Source organism: Plantibacter sp. RU18 (assembly GCF_050613355.1).
Lineage (GTDB): Bacteria > Actinomycetota > Actinomycetes > Actinomycetales > Microbacteriaceae > Plantibacter.
On sequence record NZ_CP159618.1, the window covers coordinates 1,101,503 to 1,121,480 of the forward strand.

The window sequence follows — 19,978 nt, forward strand, 5'->3', positions numbered from 1 at the left end:
GATCCCGTGAGGACGGTGCGCATCTGTGGCTGAACGATTCAGCATTTCTCGGTGGGCCACGATAGTTGGGACTGCGTTGGCCATCGTCGCGGTGGCTGTGGCGGGCGGTTGGGCGATGGCCACCGTAACGAGGCCGGTTCAGGATCCCTCGGCGGTTGAGATGCATACATTCGTGTCGGTGCGTCTGGGCGAGGTCGGGGCGAGCATGTCGTTGACTGCGGTGACTTCATGGGAACCTACGATCGGTGGTATCAATCAAGCTGCAGGGACTGTCACTGACGTGTCAACGGGCGCGGGTGGCGAAGTCTCCGCGGGCGATGAGTTGTATTCGGTGAATCTGCGTCCGGCGATCGTCGCGCAAGGTTCGGTGCCGGCCTTTCGGGCACTCGCTCGGGACATGGAGGGAGCCGACGTCGCTCAACTTCAAGGACTCTTGGCCACCCTGGGGCACTACGACGGTGACGTGGATGGCATTGCGCGCCGGGAGACAGATAGAGCGATCAGAGCGTGGCAGAAGGATACTGGGGTCCCGGTCTCAGGCACCGTGGAGCTCGGGGATCTCGTCTTCGTGCCTGCGCTGCCCGCGAGGGTCTCTCTGGACGAGGACGTCGTCGGCCCAGGCAAGGTCGTTGTCGGGGGCGAGCCGGTCGTCATGGTTCTGCCTGACGCTCCGGAGACGGTGATTCCCGTGACCGTCACGCAGTCGGGCATGATCGCCGCCGGGGCAGACGTGTCCGTGACCGGACCGAACGGAGAGATCTGGGCGGGCGAGGTGGCGGATCGTCATCGCGACCCGGAGAACAATACCGTCATCGTCGAAGTCACTGGAACGGCCGGGGCATCCCTCTGCGGAGCGGAGTGTGCTTCGATCCCTGTCGTCGGTGAGACGTCGCTCGAGAGCGTGATTACCACCGCCGAGACCGTCAGCGGTCTGATCCTGCCTGCGGCAGCGCTTGTGACCGATGCCGAAGGTGTCGTTTCGGTCATCACCGAGGATGGCCGTCGTGTCGCTGTTGCAATAGTCGCCTCCGCAAACGGTGTGGCGGTTGTCGAAGGCGTCGCGTCGGGATTGCGCGTTCGTGTGCCGCCGACGAACGAGACAGGTGCTCCGTGACGCAACGCGTGGATGCAGGCCACTCCCATGGGCCCCTGATTGAGGCTCGCGATGTTTCGTTCGGCTATGCGCGAGGAAGCGCTGTGGTCGAGAACTGGACAGCGACTTTCGCAGCAGGAACGATGACGGCGCTGACTGGGCCGTCTGGTCGCGGGAAATCAACCATGCTCTATCTCCTGGGCTTGATGCTTCGTCCTCAGTCGGGGGAGATCAGTATCGATGGTCGCCCGACGTCTCAGCTGCCCGATTCACAGCGGGCGAGGCATCGGGCGCGTACATTCGGTTTCGTGTTTCAAGACGCGGCTCTCGACCCCACTCGCACGTTGATGGACAACGTCACGGAGCCGTCGTTCTATCGGGGTGACAGCCGGCGCGCAGCGACCCACCTGGGCAGGAGCCTGCTCGACCGCTTCGGGGTCGATCTCCCGTCCGGGAGGAAGCCTGGTCAGGTATCGGGCGGTCAGGCTCAGAGAATCGCGTTGTGTCGCGCCCTCCTGACGAATCCGCGGATTCTCCTGGCCGATGAACCAACAGGCAACCTCGACCCGGTCACCAGCGGGGTCGTTGTTGATGCGCTGCGAGATCATGCACGATCAGGCGCAGCTGTCGTGGTCGTGACGCATTCACCATCCCTCGCGGACCTGTGCGACGAAGAAGTACGACTCTGATGCGAATCCGCTCCGTCGTCCATGAGGCGCTGGCGTCCGCACGTTCGGCTCCAGTGCCCAGCGCTCTGACCGTTCTCGTCGTGTCAGCTATGGTGCTGACTGTCCTGTTGACGACCGGTCGTACGGTGGGCGCTGAACAACGCGTGCTGTCGTCGATCGATTCTGTCGGTTCGCGAGCGATCGTCGTGCGTGCGGATCCCGACGCGGGTGTCACGACGGCGGTCCTCGAACGACTGCAGGGCGTTGACGGCATCCAATGGGCTGGCGCGTTCTCCGGGGCTGTCGATGCGAAAAATCAGCAGATATCTGAAGGGACCCGTGTGCCAACACGGAGTGTGTACTCTCTCCAGCTCGACCAGCTGGGAATTCCAGAGAGGAAGGGCGCAGGCGAACTTGCATTCGCATCGGTGGCAGCCCTTGAACAACTCGGATTGGTGGACGGCGCTGGGGCGATTTCCGTATCCGACGGTCGCTCCGTTGGAGTTGGAGGGCAGCTCGTCACACCGGAGTACCTCGAGGAGTTCGAACCCCTGGTGCTGATCCCGCAAGCCATCACTGAGAACTCGGAACCTATAGCCGTACTGGTGCTCGTTGCCGCCACCCCGGAGCTCGTACCGACGATCGCCGACTTCGCTCTGTCCATCCTCGCGCCGCACGATGCCTCGAAGGTGACGCTGCAAACGAGCGACAGCCTCGCTCAGGTGAAAGCACTCGTGCAGGATCAGCTGAGCTCCTTCTCGCGGAGCCTCATGCTGGTTCTTCTGGGTGTCACGGCGCTGTTGGTGACGGTCATTCTGTTCGGTCTCGTGATGATGCGTCGCAAAGACTTCGGCCGACGCCGCGCGCTCGGCGCGAGCCGCCGCCTCATTGTCGAGCTCCTGCTGGTTCAGACCGCCATTCTGGCGGGAATCGGATCGCTGACGGGCGTGATTGCCGCCACCGTCACGCTGATCGTCACGGGCGATCCCGTGTCCGACGTTGGATTCGCGGCCGCCCTCTGCCTGCTGGCATCTGTGACCACCGTCTTCGCCGCGCTCGCTCCCGCCGTCATCGCTAGCCGCAGGGAACCAATTCGAGAACTTCGCGTGCCATAGCTTCGGTCGTTCACAACCCCAACGACCACGCCGGCTGAGGACACGTCTCATTCAGCGCTCGCCAAGTGTCCTCATCATTCCTCGGAGACATGGCATCAGACTCTCCGTAGGCAGTCCACCGAGTCGTGAAGAACGTGTCCACATATTGCTGTCGCGACGGTGGCGAATCCACCGAGTATCCCTGAGCGATCAAGCATTCACGAGTGGCGATCTCGTCCAGGTACACGGCCTCGATTTCATCCGGTTGCATGGCGGCCACTCGATCGTCGATCATCGCCCAGCATGCTGCGGCGTCGCTGTCGTATTGATCAACCTGAGCTGCCGGAATCGTGTCGCTGGAAGCCCCGATGCCCCCGTCCCAGCTGATCGTCACATCCCAACCTTTCTCAGTTATGCATGCGTAGACCGCATCGGACGCCGGTGACAACGACAGCGCCTCCCCCGTCGCTCCAGTACCCGCAGGCGCTTCCGGATGCGTGCACCCAGCCAATAGGAACGAACTCATCATAATAGTGATTGCTTTACCAATAAGTGACACGCGCATGGAAATCCTTTCATTGATACTCAAGACGATATTGCGTTGATGCCTCCAGAACCAGATCTCCGCCGATTTTCAACGACTGTCGGGTATATCTCTTCAGTAAAGCCGCGGTATCCCTATTGACTCGCGCGAGATTCGTGGTATGTGAATAATTGTGGACTTAAATCGAAGCCGTGTATATGTTTTCAACACCGGGCAACGTGCACGGCCGATATCCATCAATTGACGCAAAGGAAGACGTATGAAGAGAATCAACTTGATCGCCGCGGCTGCCGCCCTGTCGGTTGGCATCGTCTTGGCTGGAGTGGTTCCAGCGCAGGCTGCCGACCACAAAGGCGCGAACCGGTCGTGCGTTGGAGTGTGGACCTGGTCGGGGGTCACCTCGACAGCGAGCACCGTTCACCAACACGAGGCCAATGGCTGGTGGAACAAGAACACCTACGGTTCAGGATCATCGGCGCACCGAGGTCTGTTCAATCCCGGCGCGGCGCTGCTCGAGGCAAACACCAGCGGCCACTTCTCCTCGTGGGCTTTCGGCTGCCAGTAGGCGGGGAGCATTCCGCAGCATGTAGCAGGATTGGCGGGTGCTGTTGCTGGCACCCGCCAGTCTTCCTTATGCCCCGACCACAATTTCCGTGGAAATGACATGTGTCAATTCAGCACTGAGAGCCTTGGAGACCGCGCCTCGTGCCGAAAGGACTTGGCTAGAGATCGCCAAAGGGCTGAAGGTCAGCCGACAGGTGGTCCGCCGAAAATAGTACTGGTGGCCCTCGTCCGATGGGACAGCCCCGTCTCGCAAGCGCTACGGGCCGCCGGACTCTCTGAGGATCGCGTGCGCTCTGCGGTAACGGCAGCTCGCGAGGAAGACCCTCACCTGCTCGGGTTCAGCAGGGCCGGAGCCCCGCCGGGAGTCGGCGCATCCACCCGTGCGAAGGCTGATTGGGACCCATTTGATCTGGAAGCGATCTCTCGCGCAGCGCGCAGGAGAGACGGCTACGCTGCACTCGAAGTCCTCGCGTCGAGCAACGATGAGCATCTCCGGGAACTTACAGATCGATTGAGTGTAGATCTCAACCAATTGGCTGGCCGTCCGTTTGAGGGCACGCAGGGGCACGCGTGGGATGGCGACCTGTCCTCGACAACGAGCGTTTACGTCACCGCTCACGCGCCCGAAGTGATGAAGGCGGTCGTGGATCCGTCGACTCGAATGACCTGGGATTCGGAGTTCGGCGAAGCCACGCAATGCGTTGACGGCTCATGGTCCGTGATGAGCGCAGACCGCAAGCACGCTGGAACGCTCATGGTCTCGGTTCCCGAGTCTTCCACGGTGATGTGGGCCACGGACTGGGATCGCGGGGTCCACCAAGAAGAACGGTTCATGTTGACCGCTGAGCCAGATGGAACGACGATCCGCATCACGTCGAGCTGGACCCGCGCCACAGGACCGCAGGCTGGTCGCAAGACACGTAACCCAGCTCAGAAAGCCGTCCATCAGGTCATGGCCGAGCAACGGAACCGACGAACCGGTGTGAGCCTGCGGGCTGCTCTCTCCAACGCCGCCACCTAAGATCACCCAACCATTGGGCACAGCCAGCCTCAACGACGCGCGGGACGTGCAAGAGAACCTGACCGTCAGGGCTCACCCCGCCGCTATGACGAGAAGTGAGGGATGAAGAGGTCCCACGAGTGCGGGATCCTCGAACGATATCGCCGACCCGGAGGAGGCAGGAGGCGAGTCCGCACGAAGGTCCCTGACGATGCCTTGCATGAGCAGGGTCGTCCGCTGTTACTCGTGCGTCCCTGGGCGGGGTGAGTGCTGCAGGACCGGCGACTCAGCGGGTCACTTGACGGTGAGTTCTCCGCCGTTCGCACCGTGCATGAGCTCCTCGAGCAGCGGACGGTCCATGTCGAACGTCTCGTCGGTGGCGAACGTGAAGAGCAGCGGGATCGACGGGTGCAACCACAGCGTCACGCGGCCTTGTTCGGCAGCGGCATCGCGCAGGGTGATCGAGAACGACTCGTTCCGACGCAGCTTCATGAGCGTGATGGTCTTCAGGTGGGCGAGCGTCCGGTCATCGACGTTGAAACGTTGCTCCCCGGTTCCGTACACGATCGCGCCCATATTGCATGCCCTTCTTCGGGTCTCCGTCGATCGCATCAGACGGTTCGCGCCTGATCCGAGCGGCCAGCATGGAGACCCACCGCAGTGTCCGCCGGATAAGTCTAGACAGGCTAGCTTTCTCGCTCGAAACTGTTGATTTCGCGGGTGCCGGTGCGCTATGGATACACGCGTCACCACTGCCGGGGTGCGCGACCGATTATGAGATCTGACCGTCATCCGGCAGCGGGTCGAGCGCACGCTCGGCCTCATCGACGCCGGCGGGAGAAACGCTGTGCACATCCTGTGACGGACCGTCCGGAGTACCCATGGCGATACCGATGCCGGGTCCGATGAGGAGGCTGATGGGCTCGAGCAGGCCCTCGCCGCGGTCGACCTCCAACCACCGGAAGGTACCGGCGGAGATCCACTCGAGCACCTCGGCGCGGAATGCATCGGGATCCGGGACGGACACCGAGTACGGGTGACCCTGGTAGACGATCTCCATCCGGCTCATGCTGGCTGCCCTGTTCTGCTCGGAGCGGGTCTGCTCGGTGCGGGCTCCGCGACGACTGAGAGGCCGTGCGCCGAGTTCGCGGTGATGTTCAATGCCTCGATCCATTGGCGATTGAGATCGATGGGGATGCTGCCGGAGTACTTGAACCGCAGGGGAACGGAGGGGTGGATCCAGATGACACTCCGACCGTCGCCCGCGCGCGGGTCGTCCTTCCAACCGAAGTAGAACGCCTCATTGCGGCGCAGTTTCGCACCGATCACGAACTGCAAGTGCGCGAGGAGTCGATCCTCGAACGTGATCGAAACCTCTGAGCCGTAGATCAGTTTTCCCATCGGGGGCCTTGCTCTCCTCGTTGTACTGCAGGTGCTGTGTCGCTTCACCATAGGACTCCCAGCCGGGAAAGCCCAGCTCGTCCATGACTGCGCGCGCTCGTGCGATGATTCCTGGCCGATGTCAAGGGCTCCGGCATCGTCAGCCGGGCGTCGTAACCTGCGAGCTGGAGGTGCCACACCATGGCCACAACTGAGAAGAACACCGGCAAGACGACCAGCACGAATCGATCGGCTCCCGGAGGCAGCGGCGCGAAGCCGACCCGTCGCCAGAACGCCGAGAAGGGCTTCGTCGCGTCGAAGCAGCTGGACGAGAACATGCAGGCCGTCCTGGTCGACCTCATCGAGCTGTCGATCCAGGGCAAGCAGGCCCACTGGAACGTCGTCGGCCGCAATTTCCGCGACACCCACCTGCAGCTCGACGAGATCATCGAGGCGGCACGTGAGTTCAGCGACACCGTCGCAGAGCGCATGCGCGCCCTGCACGCTGTCCCGGACGGCCGAAGCGACATCGTCGCCGAGACCACGACCCTGCCGGAGTATCCGCAGGGCGAGATCGACACGTCCGAGACGATCGACCTGATCACCGTGCGCCTCGAGGCGACGGTCGGAACGATGCGCCGGGTCCACGACGAAATCGACGACGAGGACCCGACGAGCGCCGACATCCTGCACGCCGTGATCGAGAAGCTCGAGCAGTTCGCGTGGATGATCAGCGCGGAGAACCGCACCGTGTCACGCAGCCGGTAATCAGCCGCCAGCGCAGATCACCGGCTGGCGGTGACGGGGGGCGGCGCCAGCCGGCTATTCGTCGTCGGCGCCGCCACCCGACGCCGTGTCCTCGCCTTCGGAGGACTCGGTACCATCGGAACTCGAGCCGTCCGGGATCTCCTCGGCGTCGGGACGGGATGAGGATGCTGATGCGTCGGTCATGTGCGTTTCCTTCCTGGTTCTCGCCATCGAAGATGACGAGCACAACGGTAGGCGCGTCGGCTGGTGAGTCGCGAGGGGTTGACGGCGTCTCGGCGTCCGGTCAGCATAGCGGCCGTGATGAGCGCTGACGCTGCGCCCGGGCTCGGGCGACGACTGCTCGCCTGGCTTGCGCCGGCGCTCCGGCCGTGGCGCCTGATGCTCGCGCTCAAGACGGCGATCGCGGCCACGGCGGCCTGGTTCCTCGGAAGCCTGCTGCCGGGCGAGCTCGGCGACTTCTCCTACTATGCGCCGCTCGGTGCGCTGGTGAGCCTCACGCCGACGCTCATGGACTCCGCCCGATCCAGCATGCAGACGCTCATCGGACTCGCGCTCGGCATCGGCCTCGCCTGGGGCCTGATCGCATCGCCACTGCCCGGTTGGGTGTCCGTGGCGCTCGCGATCGGTCTCGGCACCCTGCTCGCGGGGCTGCCCGGCCTCGGTCATGGACGCGACTATGTTCCGATCGCGGCGCTGTTCGTGATCATCATCGGTGGGGCGAACGCTGACGACTTCTCGTTCGGGTACCTCGTGCAGATGGCCCTCGGAGTCGGAGTCGGCCTCCTCGTGAACCTGCTGATCATGCCGCCGCTCTTCGTCCGCGAATCGGCGGCCGGCATCACCGCTGCGCGATCGCGGATGGTCGGCGCACTGCGCAGCATGTCCGACACCCTGCGCTCGGACGTCATACCGGCCGCCGACGACCCGCCGATCTGGGACAGCACCCTCGTCGAGATCCGGCACGACATCGATGCCGCGCGGACGCTGATGAAGGACGCGCGGGAGAGCCGTCGGGCCAACCCACGGACGCGTTGGAACCGTCACGACCTCAGCGGCGACGAGGGCGCGCTGGCGGCGCTCGAACGCGTCGCGCCGGCCGTGGTGGAGATCGGGGACGCACTGCGCGCCGCCCTCTGGGGCATTCCGGTGCCCGTGGACCTCGCACCCGATGTCCGGACGTCACTCGCCGATGCCGTCGACGCCGCAGCCGACCTCGTCGACGCGGCCATCGACGAGCAGCGCCTGGGCGAAGCGCTCAGCGCGTCCGACCGGGCGCTCGCGTCGCTGCGCCGGGCGGTGCGCGCCGCCCACCTCGACGCCGCAGAGTCGACGCAGGACGCTGATCCTGCCGACGACGCGGGCGGCGAGAACCTCCTCTTCGCCCTCCGCCGCATCCACGCCGAGGTCGAACGCTCCGGCACGACCTCGTGACGTGAGTCGCCCGGGACCATGGGTTCCGGCAGTCGGCGACCCGTGTCCCCGGGCGACTCGACGAGGCGGCGACGTTTACAGGATCGGCTTGCCGCCGGTCACGGCGATGACCGCGCCCGAGATGTACGAGCCCTCGTCCGACGCGAGCAGGACGTACGGCGGTGCGACTTCGGCGGGCTGGCCCGGACGGCCCAGCGGGGTGTCGGTCCCGAATGATTCGACCGTCTCGGGAGGCATCGTCGCCGGGATGAGCGGCGTCCAGATCGGGCCGGGCGCCACGGCGTTGACACGGATGCCGTCGCCACCGAGCATCTGACCGAGCGAGGCCGTCATACTCGCCAGGCCCGCCTTCGTCATCGCATACGGCATGAGCGTCGGCGACGGAGCGTCAGCCTGGATCGAACTCGTCGTGATGATGGACGAGCCCGGCGACATGTGCGGCACGGCCGCCTTGCTCAGGTGGAAGAACGCGCTGAGGTTCGTCGCGAGCGTGTGATCCCACTCCTCGTCGGGGATCTCAGCGAGGCTGTCGCGGGTCATCTGGAACGCCGCGTTGCTCACCAGGATGTCGACGCGGCCGAAGCGCTCGACCGTCGCCCGGACGATCTCGCGGCAGTGCTCCGGATCCGTCAGATCGCCTGCGATGCTCACAGCGGTGCGGCCAGCCTGCTCCACCCAGGACACGGTGTCGGCAGCATCCTCGTCCTCGCTGAGGTAGCTGATGACGACGTCGGCGCCCTCACGTGCGTAGGCGATCGCGACGGCCTTGCCGATGCCGCTGTCGCCGCCCGTGATGATCGCGACCTTCCCCTCGAGCTTGCCGGAGCCCTGATAGCTCGTCTCTCCGTGATCGGCCTGCGGGTCGAGTGCGGCTTCGGTGCCGGGTGGGCGCTGCTGCTGGGCGGGCTGGTTCATGGTGTTCCTCCCTGTCGGTGCTGCGTGGTGGTGCTGCATGGCGGTCCCTCCAGCCTCCCCGACCGGGGCGCTCCGTCTACAGGGGTTGACCTGGAGCCGATCGGCAGTGGCGCTACCAGGCCCACGCCCGACCCGCCAGCCCGGGTCGCAGGAGCGAGAGCGTCCCTAGGCTGAAACGCATGACCACACCCGGCGAAGACCTCCGCTCGTACGCGCCGATCGGTGACGGCCGTACCGTCGCGCTCATCGGACTGCGCGGCCAGGTCGACTGGTTGCCGATCCCGAACCTCGGCTCGATGCCCGTGTTCGCCCGACTGCTCGACGACGAGACCGGCGGCTGCATCGAACTCGAACCCGTCGACGAGTACACGGTCACCCGCCGCTACGTGGCCCGGACCAACGTCCTGCGCACCACGTTCACGACCGAGCACGGCAGTGCGACGATCACAGACGCCCTCGTCACCGGCATCGCCGGCCGGCTGCCGTGGGCCGAGCTCGCACGTCGGATCGAGGGCCGCTCCGGCAGCGTCCGGTTCGCGTGGCGCGTGCGCCCTGGGACGGCGCTCGGAACGGCTTCACCCTGGATCGAGGACAGCACGCGTGGACCGATCATCCGCGCCGGGGAGACGACCATCGCGGTCGTCGGCAGCGAGCACGGCCAGGACACGGTCGTCGGGGACGGGCCTGCAGCCCCGGAGATCGCCGGACGCTTCACGACCAGCGAGGGTTCCCGTCACCTCCTCATCGTCGTCGCGACGCATGCCGAACCGATCCATCTGCCGAACCCGCAGATCGTCGACCAGGGCATCGACCGCACGATCGAGAATTGGCGCACCTGGTCGCGCGCATTCTCCTACGACGGGCCGTGGGCCGACCAGGTGCAGCGCAGCGCGCTCGCCCTCAAACTGCTGATCTTCAGCCCGACGGGTGCGATCGCGGCGGCGGCGACGACCTCGCTCCCTGAGAACCCTCGCGGCGGCAAGAACTGGGACTACCGCTTCGCGTGGGTGCGCGACCTCGCTTACACCGCTCACGCGCTCGTGCGCTTCGGGCTCCGGGAGGAGACCCACGCGGCGATCTCGTGGCTGCTGCGCACCATCCGCGAGAACGGCCCCGAGCTGCACATCTTCTACGGCCTCGAGGGCGGGGTGCCGGAGGAGGTCACCGAGCATGACGTCTCCGGGTGGCGAGGTCTCGGCCCCGTCGCCACCGGCAACCCGGCTCAGGGACAGCTGCAGCTCGGTGTCTACGGCGACCTGTTCGCGATCTGTCGCACCTACGTCGATGCAGGCAACGTGCTCGACGTCCCGACCGGACGCCTGCTCGCCGAGGTCGCCGACCGCACCTGCGACCAGTGGCGCAACCGCGACGCTGGCATGTGGGAGCTGCCGGACGACGAGCACTACATCTCGTCGAAGATGGGCTGCTGGCAGGCTCTCGGGGACGCCGTACACCTGGCGGAGCTGGGGCAGGTCGCGGGCAGCGCCGATCGATGGAGTGCCGAGCAGGGTCGGATCCGCGAGTGGATCGACGAGTACGGCTGGTCCGAGGAGCGCGGTGCGTACGTCATGCGTCCGGGCAGCGACGACCTCGACGCCTCGGTCCTGCTGCACGCGATGAGCGGGTTCGACCGCGGGGAGCGGATGTCGTCGACGATCGACGCGCTGACGGCAGAACTCGGCGACGGTGCGCTGATGTACCGGTACTCGGGCGTGCAACAGGAGGAGTACACCTTCGTCGCGTGCGCGTTCTGGCGGGCATCAGCGCTCGCCTGCGTCGGGCGCCATGAGGAGGCCGTCGCCGCGATGGACGAACTCGTCGGCATGACCAACGACGTCGGCATCCTCGCAGAGATGATCGACCCGTCGGACGGCTCGCACTGGGGCAACCTGCCCCAGGCGCTCAGCCACCTCGGCCTCATCAACGCGGCGCTCACGATCAAAGAGCTCACCGAGGACTGAGGCGAGGCGGACCAGCGGGCTAGCCACTGGTTCCTGGGAAAACAAGCCCTGCGGCAGCTTCCGACATGGTCCCTACCGTGGAAGCAATGGATGTACAGCCGCAGGTCTTCCGAGACACCCCAGCGATCCTCGTCGAGAGCATCTGGTGGGATGCCCGCACAGCCGAACTCGTCTGGGTCGACATCAGCGCGGGCACGCTGCACCGCGGTCCGCTCGACGGCGCGGTCGACGGCAGCGACGATCGTGTCACCGAGCTCCCACCGCCCCTGAGCGCCGTGCAGCCGCGAGCTTCCAGTGGGTACATCGCGGCGCTCGGCGACCGCATCGTCACCCTCGACGAGGACGGCCTCATCGTCGAGACGATCGCGAAGCTCGAGCACGCGCATGCCGGGCTCCGGAGCAACGAGGCGAAGGTCGACCCGCGCGGCCGTTTCGTCATCGGCTCGATGAGCGTGACCACCGGCCAGCCCGACGCCGCGCTCTACGTCGTCGACCGGTCCGGGCTACGCACCCTGCGCGGAGGCTTCGGGGTCGCGAACGGCTTCGAGTGGTCGGCGGACGGCAGCACGATGTACCTCACCGACACCGCCGTGAAGACCGTCTACCGGGCCGACTACGCCGCCGACGGCACCCTCGGCCCCCTGGAACCCTGGCTCGTCGGACACAACTCCGACGGCCTTGCCCTCGACACCGAAGGCAGATTCTGGAACGGCGTCTACGGCAACGGCACGGTGCTCCGGTGGGGCGTCGACGGAACCGTCGAGGAGGAGCTGACCGTCCCAGCACCGAACGTGACCTCGGTCGCCTTCGGCGGGTCCGACCTCACCTCACTGTTCGTGGGGACGGCCAGGGAGAACCTCACCGAGGACGACCTCGTACGGGCTCCGCTCAGCGGCGCCATCTTCCGGTTCGACGGCCTCGCTACCGGCAGGCCTGTGAACACCTATGACGACCAGACCGACAAGAAGGAGTGACATGGATCTCGGAATCACCGAACGCACCGCACTGATCACGGGAGCGGACTCAGGTATCGGCTGGGAGACGGCCCGCATCCTGCTGGAGGAGGGCGCGACCGTCGTCATCTCCGACCAGGATCAGGACTCCCTGGACAAAGCCGCGAAGAAGCTCGACGCCCCGAGCGGCAAACTCTTCGCGTTCGCCGCCGACATCACGAGCGTCGATGCGCTCGCCGCACTCCACGAGCAGGTACAGGAGGCCGTCGGCGACATCGACATCCTCGTGCAGTCTGCCGGTGTCACCGGCGCGCAGGGCCTCTTCCACGAGATCACCGACGAGGGCTGGACGAAGACCATCGAGATCGACCTCATCGGTCCCACTCGCCTCGTCCGCCAGTTCCTCCCCTCGCTCCGGAAGGGCAGCTGGGGTCGCCTCGTCTTCCTCGCCTCGGAGGACGCCGTCCAGCCGTATGACGACGAACTGCCGTACTGCGCCGCGAAGGCCGGCATCCTGGCGCTCGCGAAAGGCCTCTCGCGTTCCTACGCATCGGAGGGCCTACTCGTGAACGCCGTCTCGCCGGCGTTCATCCACACACCCATGACCGACGCGATGATGCGCAAGCGAGCCGACGAGCTCGGCACCACTCCGGCGAAGGCCATCGAGTCGTTCCTCGAGGAGGAGCGCCCGTACATGGAGCTCGGCCGTCGCGGCGAGCCGGCAGAGGTCGCGTCCGTCATCGCATTCCTCTGCTCCGACCTCGCCTCTTTCGTGAACGGCTCCAACTACCGCGTCGATTCGGGCTCCGTCGCGACCATCTGAGGTGCCCCGCCTCGCGCGTTCGGCGCCGCCACACCTGCACCACCGACCGAAAGGACCCACCATGGGAAACGATCAGTACACCTTCACCGATCCGTCGAAGCTCTACGCCGACATCACGGCTGAGAAGCAGCACCAGCCCGAGCCGGGCCTCGACGCCGAGCTCGACCCGAAGGCCGACCTCGGCGAGGAGAGCTACCGCGGCACCGGCCGACTGACCGGCCGCAAGGCACTCATCACCGGCGGAGACTCCGGCATCGGTGCAGCCACGGCCATCGCCTTCGCCCGCGAGGGCGCGTCCGTCGCGCTGTCCTACCTGCCGGAAGAGGAGGAGGACGCCCAGCGCATCGCCGGGATCGTCCGCGATGCCGGCGTCACCGTGCTCACCCTGCCCGGCGACCTGCGCGACGCGTCCTACTGCCGCGAGCTCGTCGACCAAGCCGTCGCAGGTCTCGGTGGCCTGGACATCCTCGTCAACAACGGTGGCAAGCAGGTCTTCAACGAGGACCTCACCACCCTGACCGACGAGGCGTTCGACGACACCTTCAAGACGAACGTCTACGCGATGTTCTGGATCACGAAGGCAGCGCTACCGCACCTGCCAGCCGGTTCGGCGATCATCAACACGACCTCCATCCAGGCCTATTCGCCATCGGACATCCTCGTCGACTACGCCTCGACGAAGGCGACGATCAACGCCTTCACCAAGGCGTTGGCGCAGCAGGTCGCGCCCAAGGGCATCCGCGTGAACGCCGTCGCCCCGGGCCCCATCTGGACGCCGCTGCAGGTGTCGGACGGGCAGCCGCAGGAGAAGATCGCCGAGTTCGGCGAGGACACGCCGCTCGGTCGCATGGGCCAGCCCGCGGAACTCGCGCCGGCGTACGTGTTCCTGGCCTCGCCGGAGTCGAGCTACGTGCTGGGTGAGACGCTCAACGTGAACGGCGGCATGCCGACGCCGTAAGGCACCGCGCATGCGAAACGGCACGGAGTCCAGTGGACTCCGTGCCGTTTCGCTCGTTCAGGAGCGTCTCTTCGGTACGGGGCGCTCAGCGGGTGTGTTCGGCTTTCCGACGCACGCGACGACCCTCGAGGGCGTCCTTCGCATCGCGGTCGGCGATGGCCTTGATCGCAGCGTCCGAGCGGAGGGGCAACTCCAACTCCTCCTCCGCGGCGACACCGGAGGCCAGCTGGCGACCACGCTGGATCTCGATGTCGAGCTGCGCGCCGAACAGGAGCGCGAGGTTCGCGATCCAGATCCACAGCAGGAAGATCACGATGCCGGCGAGTGAACCGTAGGTCGCGTCGTAGTTGCCGAAGTTGGCGATGTAGAACCCGAACCCGACCGAGGCGACGAGCAGGATCACGAGGGCGACGAGCGCACCGATGCTGATCCAGCGGAACTTCTCGGGCTTCACGTTCGGTGTCGCCGAGTACAGCACGGCGATGACGAACACGAGCGCGATCGCCATGACCGGCCACTTCGCGATCGACCACACGGTGAGACCCGTCTGGCCGAGACCCAGCGCCTGACCGATGGCTTCGGCCACGGGGCCGGAGACGATCAGCGCCAACGCGATCAGCGTGATGACGATGAGCACGACGAGCGTGACGCCGAGCTGGGTGGGACGCAACGACCAGATCTTGCGACCCTCCTCGACGCCGTACATGCGGTTCAACGCGCGACCGAAACCGCCGACGTAGCCCGACGCGGACCAGACGGCTCCGGCGATCCCGGCGAACAGTGCGAAGCCGATCGCGGGGGACTCGACGAACTGGTTCACCGCGTCGGTCAGGAAGCCGAGGCTGTCACCGGGGGCGAGGTTGCCGACGATCTCGAGCAGTGCGTCCGTGCCGCTGCGGCTCTGGCCGAACAGCCCGAGGATCGAGACGAGGGCGAGCACCGCCGGGAACATCGACAGGATGGTGAAGTAGGTGAGGCCCGCTGCGAGGTCGGTGCACTGGTTCGAGCCGAAGGAGTGCAGGGTGCGCTTCAGCACGTAGCCCCACGGGACGGCGACGCGCTGGGGCGTCATCGTCTCCTCGGCCGTGTCGGCGTCGTCGGCATCCTTCGCGTCGGCCTGCTTGTCGCGGTGCGCGGTCCGTTCAGACACGGTGCCCCCGGTTCGCGCGCCAGATCAGGACGCCGGCGCCGACGACCGCCACCGAGGCGACGACGACCGCCGTCGTGCGCAGGTGGTACGCCACAGCGGTGCGGATGTCGAACTTCCGGAACAACAGGTCGAGCGTCTGGGCGAGGTGCTCGCGCGTCTGCTCCACCTCGAGCTGCAGGCTGTTGAGGCCGGCGCCCTCCGGGGGTGTGGGTCGGACGAGGTCGTGGTCGCTCATGCTGCGGCCTCCTTGGTGCGTGGCTTCGGTTCGAGGGCGTCGTCGCGATCCGCGCCGTCCGCCAGGTGGTCTCCCGTGAGTGCTTCGACGCTGCGCTCGGGCACCGGCTTGGCGCCGGCCTTGAGCTTCTTGACGCCGATCAGCGCGAGGATCCCGGCGACGAGGATGAGGAACACGCCGACGATCAAGGCTGCGAGCCATGCGGGCAGGAACGTCGCGAGGCCGAGGACGGCGGCAGCGATGAGCGTGCCGAAGCCGAACAGCACCAGCACCAGGGCGGCGACGAGCATGCCTGCGCCGATCCCGAGGTCCTTGGCCTTCTTCGTCATCTCGGCTTTGAACAGCGCGATCTCCCCGGTGACGAGGCGGACGACGTCCTCGCGGAGGTCGCTGAGCAGGGTCTTCATCGGCGGAAGTCCACGGCGGCTGCGGCGGCCGGCGGACGCGCTTCGGGCATCGGTCATGTCAGCACTCTTCTCCTTGTGAACGTCAAGCCAACACCGGCTGATGTCTTCGCGCACGGGGCTTGACAGGGTGTGTCGCGGATCCGACGGAATACCCACGCACCAATTTAGTTACATCTACAAGTAATGCGATACGATTCCCCTGAACGAACCACCCGAACGGAGAAACCATGACCGCCGTGCTCGACGAGCGCCTGCTCGCACCCGACACCTCGATGGGCGCCGTGACCCTGCGCGTCGGCGACCTCGACCTCATGGCCGGGTACTACGCGAACGCCTTCGCCATGGAGCCGCTCGAGGAGCGCAGCCGCTCCCGTGAGGTGCACCGTGTGCTCGGCCGCGGCACCACGCCCCTCGTCCGCCTCGTCCACTCGCCGGACCTCCCCGCCGTCGACCGCCGTCAGGCCGGCCTCTTCCACACCGCCTTCCTCTTCGAGGACGAGGCAAGCCTCTCCGCGACGGTGTACCGCGCAGCCCAGGACCCGCGCGGACAGTTCGTCGGCTCCAGTGACCACTTCGTCAGTGAGGCCTTCTACTTCACCGACCCCGAAGGCAACGGCGTCGAGCTGTACACCGACCGCCCACGCAGCAGCTGGGTGCGCACGGGCGACCAGATCGCGATGACGACCACCTACCTGGACCCGAACGCCTACCTGCAGACGCACCTCACCGAGGATGCGCTCGGAGCCGGCCCCTCGCTCGCCGGGGCCGTCGGCCACGTGCACCTGCAGGTCGGCGACCTCGCGACCGCTCGCGCCTTCTACGTCGACGCGCTCGGCTTCGAGGCGACGCAGACCGACTATCCTGGCGCGGTCTTCGCCTCGGCCGGCGGCTATCACCACCACATCGCGATGAACGTGTGGAACAGTCAGGGAGCCGGCCCTCGTGCCGCGATGCTCGGTCTCGGCGACGTGTCGATCACCGTCCCCGACGTCGCGAACCTCGATACGCTGGCCGCACGACTGCGCACACGCACGATCCCTTTCGACTCCGACGGTCGCTCCGTGACCGTCTCCGACCCGTGGGGTACGCGCGTCACCGTCGCCCTGCCCGACCTGTCCACCGAGGAGCTGCTGTCCCGATGAGTGCCGCATTGCGCGATGTCCGTTCGTCCGACTGGGCGTCAGCGTCCGGTTCCGCTCCCGTCGTCGCCGTCCTCCTGCACGGCTACGGCTCGAACGAGCACGACCTGACCGGACTCGTGGAGCCACTCGGCCTCGAGATGCCGTGGGTATCGTTGCGCGCTCCGCTCGAGATGGGTCACGGCGGTGCGGCATGGTTCGAGATCACGACGCCGGGCAACCCGGACCCCGAGCCGATCGCTGAGACGACCGACGCCGTCTGGGGCTGGATCGACGAGCACGTGTCGTCCGTCGCACGCATCCTGCCGATCGGCTTCTCGCAGGGTGGATTCATGGCCTCTCAGCTGTTGCGCACCCGACCCGAGCGGGTGCTCGCGCCGATCATCCTCGCCGGGTTCGTGCTGAGCGCACCGCAGCCGGGGATGAGGCGGTCGCCGCCTCGCGTCCCGCAGTGTTCTGGGGGCGGGGGACCGAGGACCGTGTCATCGCCGAACCGGCCGTCGCGCGCACCGCGTCGTGGCTGCCGTTGCACACGACGCTCACCGAGCGCACCTACCCCGGCCTCGCCCACGGCATCAACCAGGCCGAGCTCGACGACGTCAGGACGTTCCTCGCCGCGCACCTGCCGAGCTGAGCCCGTCGAGGCTGCCCGACCGCTTCGAGTGGTTAGGGTGGGCGGGTGCCATCTCCCGTGACCCTCACCGCGAGTCGTGTCGTGCATGCGCTCATCGCCGTCATCGTGACGATCTCGTTCGTCATCCAGATCGTCCTCGTGATCACCGGCGGCAACGATGCGCGCTCCGGCGGAGTCGACATGTCGGTGGGGCTCGACGAGCGGTTCGTACGGTTGTTCAGCGCGTTCACGATCCTCAGCAACCTCATCGTGTTGAGCGTCGCGATTCTGCTCGTCATCGACCCGATGCGCGACGGCCGCTTCTGGCGCGTGTTACGACTCGACGCCTTGCTTAGCATCGTCATCACCGGGATCGTCTACGCAGTGGTCCTCGCTCCCGGCGTGAACCTCACCGGGTGGGCGAACGTGATCACCATCGGTTTCCACTACCTGTCACCCTGGCTGACGCTCGGGGCGTGGCTCGTGTTCGGCCCTCGACCGCGGTTCACGTGGGGCACGGTCGCGTGGGCGTTCGTCTGGCCAACGGCGTGGGTGCTCTACACCTTCGTCCACGGCGCGATCAGCGGTTGGTATCCGTACCCGTTCCTCGATGTCACCAAGCTCGGATTCGCGGGTGCTGCGCTGAACTCGCTCGGGGTGCTCGTCGTCGCGATCGTCTTCGCCGTCCTCCTGAAGCTCGTCGACCGGTTCCTCCCCGCGTTTCTTCGCGGTTGAGAGCTGCGCCGCTGATGGTCGTCGCATCTGCCAGATTCGCGGGGGTTTCACACGATGAAGCAATCGATCTATCCGCAGAAGGTCAGATCTGAGGCGGGCCAGGTGTGAGGACTGGGGTCTCATCGGGGCCGGAGAGGAAGTACCCGAGGAACGTGACGCCCTCCTCGGTCGCGTCGAATCGGTCGATCAGGACGCCTGCCGGTTCGTAGAACACGTCCCCTGTTCGCAGGATCGTCTCGGGTCCACCGTCGACTTGGAAGTGGACCGAGCCCAGTTCGATGGATCCGAAGACAGGGCCGTTGTGATGGTGCGGGCCTCCGATGGCGTTCGCCTGCATCGTGATTCGGCGCACGTGCATCGCAGCGGTGAGCTTCTCGGGGAGCGGTTGCTCGAGGAGCGTGGTTCGGGTCACTGCTTCAGTCATGGCTCGAGTATTCCGCTTTCCAGCCGGTCTCGGCGACAGGGGAGACCGCTCGCTGCCGGCCGACGACGCGGCGCGGGCGTCTTTCCAGTCGCAGGTGACGGCCCGCAGGCTCGCTGATGCTGCCTCAGGTCGCGCGCTCGACCGGTTGGCGGAGGATCGTGCGGAGCTTGTCGGGCGCTGTCCGGCGAGGGTCACTGAGGTAGACCTCATGGTGGTGACCGGTCATTCGGAGATCGTTCTTCGGAATGAACTCGTCGTGCAGCCGAGCGAGGGTCGGAGCCTCGTCGTCGTACGAGCCGACATGCAACGTCTGCACGCAGAGCCCTTCATCGAGACGCACCAATCGGAGCGCTGCGAGCGACGGGCCGCCACCCGCCGCCTCGACGCGGGACTGCGCGACCTCGACGTGCTCGGCCGTGAGCCAGTCCGGGACGAGGTTGAGAAGCGTCCAGCTCCACTGCGTCTTGTCGCGTGCGTCCGTGAACGAGGACATGTCGTCCGACCACCACAGGGCCTCGAGCGGCATGACGGTGTAGTCGCGATCGAGCTCGGTCTTGCTGAGGAACTTGAGCTTGTACGCGACCGGGTACACCGTGGCTATGGCGTCGGCATACGCCTGTGCCGTGTTGGGATCGCCATGGCCGTCGATCGCCAGATAGTGGAGCGACGGCACGTCGACCAGCGAGAGCTCACCGCGACGAGCGGAATAGCTCGCGATCTCGCGCTTGTGGTCGGTCTTCACTGTGCGACGGGTGCGAACAGGTTCACGAGGTTGCCGTCCGGGTCGCGGAACAGCGCGGAGCGGTTGCCCCAGGGCATGGTCGTGGGAGCGAGGGCGACGTCCGTCAGGTGCGGCTCGAGGCGGGCGAACTCCACATCGACGTCGTCCACGAGGAACTCGATGATGACGCTCGAGTTCGCCCCGGGAACCGGTGCCGCGGTTCCCAGCATCGCGACGGTGGCCGTGCTCGCGATCGCCAAGACGCCGTGCTCGGTCGTGAACTGGGCGAACGCCGGTGCCGGGCGGACCGCTGTGGCGCCGATCACGGTCTCGTAGAAGGCGACGAGGCGGTCGACGTCGGCCGTGATGATGCGGATGGAGGCGAAGTGCATGAGGTTCCTT

General features: G+C 66.3%; 26 protein-coding genes and 1 pseudogene. 15 read left to right on the forward strand and 12 right to left on the reverse strand.

Features of this window, described 5'->3' with window-relative positions:
• Positions 1 to 76 precede the first annotated feature (76 nt).
• The 3 genes from ABMA10_RS05345 (at position 77) to ABMA10_RS05355 (ending at position 2,876) form a co-directional block, all read left to right on the forward strand.
• Positions 77 to 1,114: a peptidoglycan-binding domain-containing protein gene (locus tag ABMA10_RS05345; RefSeq protein ID WP_347867414.1), complete on the forward strand. Its 1,038-nt coding sequence runs from the start codon at positions 77 to 79 to the stop codon at positions 1,112 to 1,114.
• Positions 1,115 to 1,197: 83 nt separating this feature from the next.
• Positions 1,198 to 1,782: an ABC transporter ATP-binding protein gene (locus ABMA10_RS05350; RefSeq protein ID WP_347867415.1), complete on the forward strand. Its 585-nt coding sequence runs from the start codon at positions 1,198 to 1,200 to the stop codon at positions 1,780 to 1,782.
• Complete coding sequence (locus ABMA10_RS05355) at positions 1,782 to 2,876, forward strand: ABC transporter permease (RefSeq protein ID WP_431031279.1); 1,095 nt, start codon at positions 1,782 to 1,784, stop codon at positions 2,874 to 2,876. The genes ABMA10_RS05350 and ABMA10_RS05355 overlap by 1 nt, the downstream gene beginning before the upstream one ends.
• Before the next feature lie 10 nt (positions 2,877 to 2,886).
• Here the strand turns inward: ABMA10_RS05355 and ABMA10_RS05360 are convergent, their stop codons facing one another.
• Complete coding sequence (locus tag ABMA10_RS05360) at positions 2,887 to 3,444, reverse strand: hypothetical protein (protein WP_347867418.1); 558 nt, start codon at positions 3,442 to 3,444, stop codon at positions 2,887 to 2,889.
• 214 nt (positions 3,445 to 3,658) lie between these two features.
• On the opposite strand from ABMA10_RS05360, the gene ABMA10_RS05365 reads away from it, so the two are divergent.
• Together ABMA10_RS05365 and ABMA10_RS05370 are read left to right on the forward strand one after the other, a co-directional pair.
• Positions 3,659 to 3,964, forward strand: a complete 306-nt coding sequence (locus ABMA10_RS05365) for a hypothetical protein (protein WP_347867419.1) — start codon at positions 3,659 to 3,661, stop codon at positions 3,962 to 3,964.
• A gap of 216 nt (positions 3,965 to 4,180) precedes the next feature.
• Positions 4,181 to 4,984: a hypothetical protein gene (locus ABMA10_RS05370; RefSeq protein ID WP_431031280.1), complete on the forward strand. Its 804-nt coding sequence runs from the start codon at positions 4,181 to 4,183 to the stop codon at positions 4,982 to 4,984.
• A gap of 273 nt (positions 4,985 to 5,257) precedes the next feature.
• Here the strand turns inward: ABMA10_RS05370 and ABMA10_RS05375 are convergent, their stop codons facing one another.
• The 3 genes from ABMA10_RS05375 to ABMA10_RS05385 all read right to left on the reverse strand — a co-directional run bounded on the left by ABMA10_RS05375 (position 5,258) and on the right by ABMA10_RS05385 (position 6,364).
• Positions 5,258 to 5,539 carry a hypothetical protein gene (locus tag ABMA10_RS05375; RefSeq protein ID WP_347867421.1) on the reverse strand — a complete coding sequence of 94 codons (282 nt, stop codon included), beginning with the start codon at positions 5,537 to 5,539 and terminating at the stop codon, positions 5,258 to 5,260.
• A 196-nt stretch (positions 5,540 to 5,735) separates the two neighbouring features.
• The gene (locus ABMA10_RS05380) at positions 5,736 to 6,032 is read right to left on the reverse strand and encodes a hypothetical protein (RefSeq protein WP_347867422.1); all 297 of its coding nucleotides are present in this window, start codon (positions 6,030 to 6,032) and stop codon (positions 5,736 to 5,738) included.
• Positions 6,029 to 6,364, reverse strand: a complete 336-nt coding sequence (locus tag ABMA10_RS05385) for an ATP-dependent DNA ligase (RefSeq protein ID WP_347867423.1) — start codon at positions 6,362 to 6,364, stop codon at positions 6,029 to 6,031. The genes ABMA10_RS05380 and ABMA10_RS05385 overlap by 4 nt, the downstream gene beginning before the upstream one ends.
• Before the next feature lie 180 nt (positions 6,365 to 6,544).
• On the opposite strand from ABMA10_RS05385, the gene ABMA10_RS05390 reads away from it, so the two are divergent.
• Complete coding sequence (locus tag ABMA10_RS05390) at positions 6,545 to 7,111, forward strand: Dps family protein (protein ID WP_347867424.1); 567 nt, start codon at positions 6,545 to 6,547, stop codon at positions 7,109 to 7,111.
• A 54-nt stretch (positions 7,112 to 7,165) separates the two neighbouring features.
• Here the strand turns inward: ABMA10_RS05390 and ABMA10_RS05395 are convergent, their stop codons facing one another.
• Positions 7,166 to 7,294 (reverse strand): hypothetical protein, encoded by a 129-nt coding sequence (locus ABMA10_RS05395; protein WP_347867425.1) that lies wholly within the window; start codon positions 7,292 to 7,294, stop codon positions 7,166 to 7,168.
• Positions 7,295 to 7,411: 117 nt separating this feature from the next.
• On the opposite strand from ABMA10_RS05395, the gene ABMA10_RS05400 reads away from it, so the two are divergent.
• Positions 7,412 to 8,542 (forward strand): FUSC family protein, encoded by a 1,131-nt coding sequence (locus ABMA10_RS05400; protein ID WP_347867426.1) that lies wholly within the window; start codon positions 7,412 to 7,414, stop codon positions 8,540 to 8,542.
• 75 nt (positions 8,543 to 8,617) lie between these two features.
• Here the strand turns inward: ABMA10_RS05400 and ABMA10_RS05405 are convergent, their stop codons facing one another.
• Positions 8,618 to 9,457, reverse strand: coding sequence for an SDR family oxidoreductase (locus ABMA10_RS05405; RefSeq protein ID WP_347867427.1), 840 nt, complete (start codon positions 9,455 to 9,457; stop codon positions 8,618 to 8,620).
• A gap of 179 nt (positions 9,458 to 9,636) precedes the next feature.
• On the opposite strand from ABMA10_RS05405, the gene ABMA10_RS05410 reads away from it, so the two are divergent.
• From ABMA10_RS05410 to ABMA10_RS05425, 4 genes are all read left to right on the forward strand, one after another.
• Positions 9,637 to 11,418: a glycoside hydrolase family 15 protein gene (locus ABMA10_RS05410; RefSeq protein WP_347867428.1), complete on the forward strand. Its 1,782-nt coding sequence runs from the start codon at positions 9,637 to 9,639 to the stop codon at positions 11,416 to 11,418.
• Between the two features lie 86 nt (positions 11,419 to 11,504).
• Positions 11,505 to 12,392, forward strand: coding sequence for an SMP-30/gluconolactonase/LRE family protein (locus ABMA10_RS05415; RefSeq protein WP_347867429.1), 888 nt, complete (start codon positions 11,505 to 11,507; stop codon positions 12,390 to 12,392).
• Position 12,393: 1 nt separating this feature from the next.
• A complete protein-coding gene (locus tag ABMA10_RS05420; protein ID WP_347867430.1) occupies positions 12,394 to 13,194 on the forward strand; it encodes an SDR family NAD(P)-dependent oxidoreductase in 801 nt (266 codons plus the stop codon).
• A gap of 61 nt (positions 13,195 to 13,255) precedes the next feature.
• Positions 13,256 to 14,152: an SDR family oxidoreductase gene (locus ABMA10_RS05425; RefSeq protein WP_347867431.1), complete on the forward strand. Its 897-nt coding sequence runs from the start codon at positions 13,256 to 13,258 to the stop codon at positions 14,150 to 14,152.
• A gap of 85 nt (positions 14,153 to 14,237) precedes the next feature.
• On the opposite strand, the gene ABMA10_RS05430 is transcribed toward ABMA10_RS05425, so the two are convergent.
• From ABMA10_RS05430 to ABMA10_RS05440, 3 genes are read right to left on the reverse strand one after another with little or no spacing between them, the layout of a single operon-like run.
• Positions 14,238 to 15,302: a YihY/virulence factor BrkB family protein gene (locus tag ABMA10_RS05430; RefSeq protein ID WP_347867432.1), complete on the reverse strand. Its 1,065-nt coding sequence runs from the start codon at positions 15,300 to 15,302 to the stop codon at positions 14,238 to 14,240.
• On the reverse strand, positions 15,295 to 15,537 hold the full coding sequence (locus ABMA10_RS05435; RefSeq protein ID WP_347867433.1) for a hypothetical protein: 243 nt from the start codon (positions 15,535 to 15,537) through the stop codon (positions 15,295 to 15,297). Before ABMA10_RS05435 ends, ABMA10_RS05430 begins: the two co-directional genes overlap by 8 nt.
• Positions 15,534 to 16,001: a phage holin family protein gene (locus tag ABMA10_RS05440; protein WP_347867434.1), complete on the reverse strand. Its 468-nt coding sequence runs from the start codon at positions 15,999 to 16,001 to the stop codon at positions 15,534 to 15,536. Before ABMA10_RS05440 ends, ABMA10_RS05435 begins: the two co-directional genes overlap by 4 nt.
• A gap of 170 nt (positions 16,002 to 16,171) precedes the next feature.
• On the opposite strand from ABMA10_RS05440, the gene ABMA10_RS05445 reads away from it, so the two are divergent.
• The 4 genes and pseudogenes from ABMA10_RS05445 to ABMA10_RS05460 all read left to right on the forward strand — a co-directional run bounded on the left by ABMA10_RS05445 (position 16,172) and on the right by ABMA10_RS05460 (position 18,431).
• Positions 16,172 to 17,086 carry a VOC family protein gene (locus ABMA10_RS05445; protein WP_347867435.1) on the forward strand — a complete coding sequence of 305 codons (915 nt, stop codon included), beginning with the start codon at positions 16,172 to 16,174 and terminating at the stop codon, positions 17,084 to 17,086.
• A pseudogene (locus ABMA10_RS05450) lies at positions 17,083 to 17,481 on the forward strand (alpha/beta hydrolase); the annotation flags it as partial. The gene ABMA10_RS05445 and the pseudogene ABMA10_RS05450, both read left to right, overlap by 4 nt.
• A 53-nt stretch (positions 17,482 to 17,534) precedes the next feature.
• Positions 17,535 to 17,717: a hypothetical protein gene (locus ABMA10_RS05455; RefSeq protein ID WP_431031546.1), complete on the forward strand. Its 183-nt coding sequence runs from the start codon at positions 17,535 to 17,537 to the stop codon at positions 17,715 to 17,717.
• A 45-nt stretch (positions 17,718 to 17,762) separates the two neighbouring features.
• Entirely contained in the window at positions 17,763 to 18,431 is a 669-nt protein-coding gene (locus tag ABMA10_RS05460; protein WP_347867437.1) for a Pr6Pr family membrane protein, read from the forward strand.
• An 82-nt stretch (positions 18,432 to 18,513) separates the two neighbouring features.
• On the opposite strand, the gene ABMA10_RS05465 is transcribed toward ABMA10_RS05460, so the two are convergent.
• The 3 genes from ABMA10_RS05465 to ABMA10_RS05475 all read right to left on the reverse strand — a co-directional run bounded on the left by ABMA10_RS05465 (position 18,514) and on the right by ABMA10_RS05475 (position 19,968).
• Positions 18,514 to 18,855, reverse strand: a complete 342-nt coding sequence (locus ABMA10_RS05465; protein ID WP_347867438.1) for a cupin domain-containing protein — start codon at positions 18,853 to 18,855, stop codon at positions 18,514 to 18,516.
• A 124-nt stretch (positions 18,856 to 18,979) separates the two neighbouring features.
• Positions 18,980 to 19,597: a GyrI-like domain-containing protein gene (locus ABMA10_RS05470; RefSeq protein ID WP_347867439.1), complete on the reverse strand. Its 618-nt coding sequence runs from the start codon at positions 19,595 to 19,597 to the stop codon at positions 18,980 to 18,982.
• Positions 19,594 to 19,968: a VOC family protein gene (locus ABMA10_RS05475; protein ID WP_347867440.1), complete on the reverse strand. Its 375-nt coding sequence runs from the start codon at positions 19,966 to 19,968 to the stop codon at positions 19,594 to 19,596. The genes ABMA10_RS05470 and ABMA10_RS05475 overlap by 4 nt, the downstream gene beginning before the upstream one ends.
• Between the last annotated feature and the right edge of the window lie 10 nt (positions 19,969 to 19,978).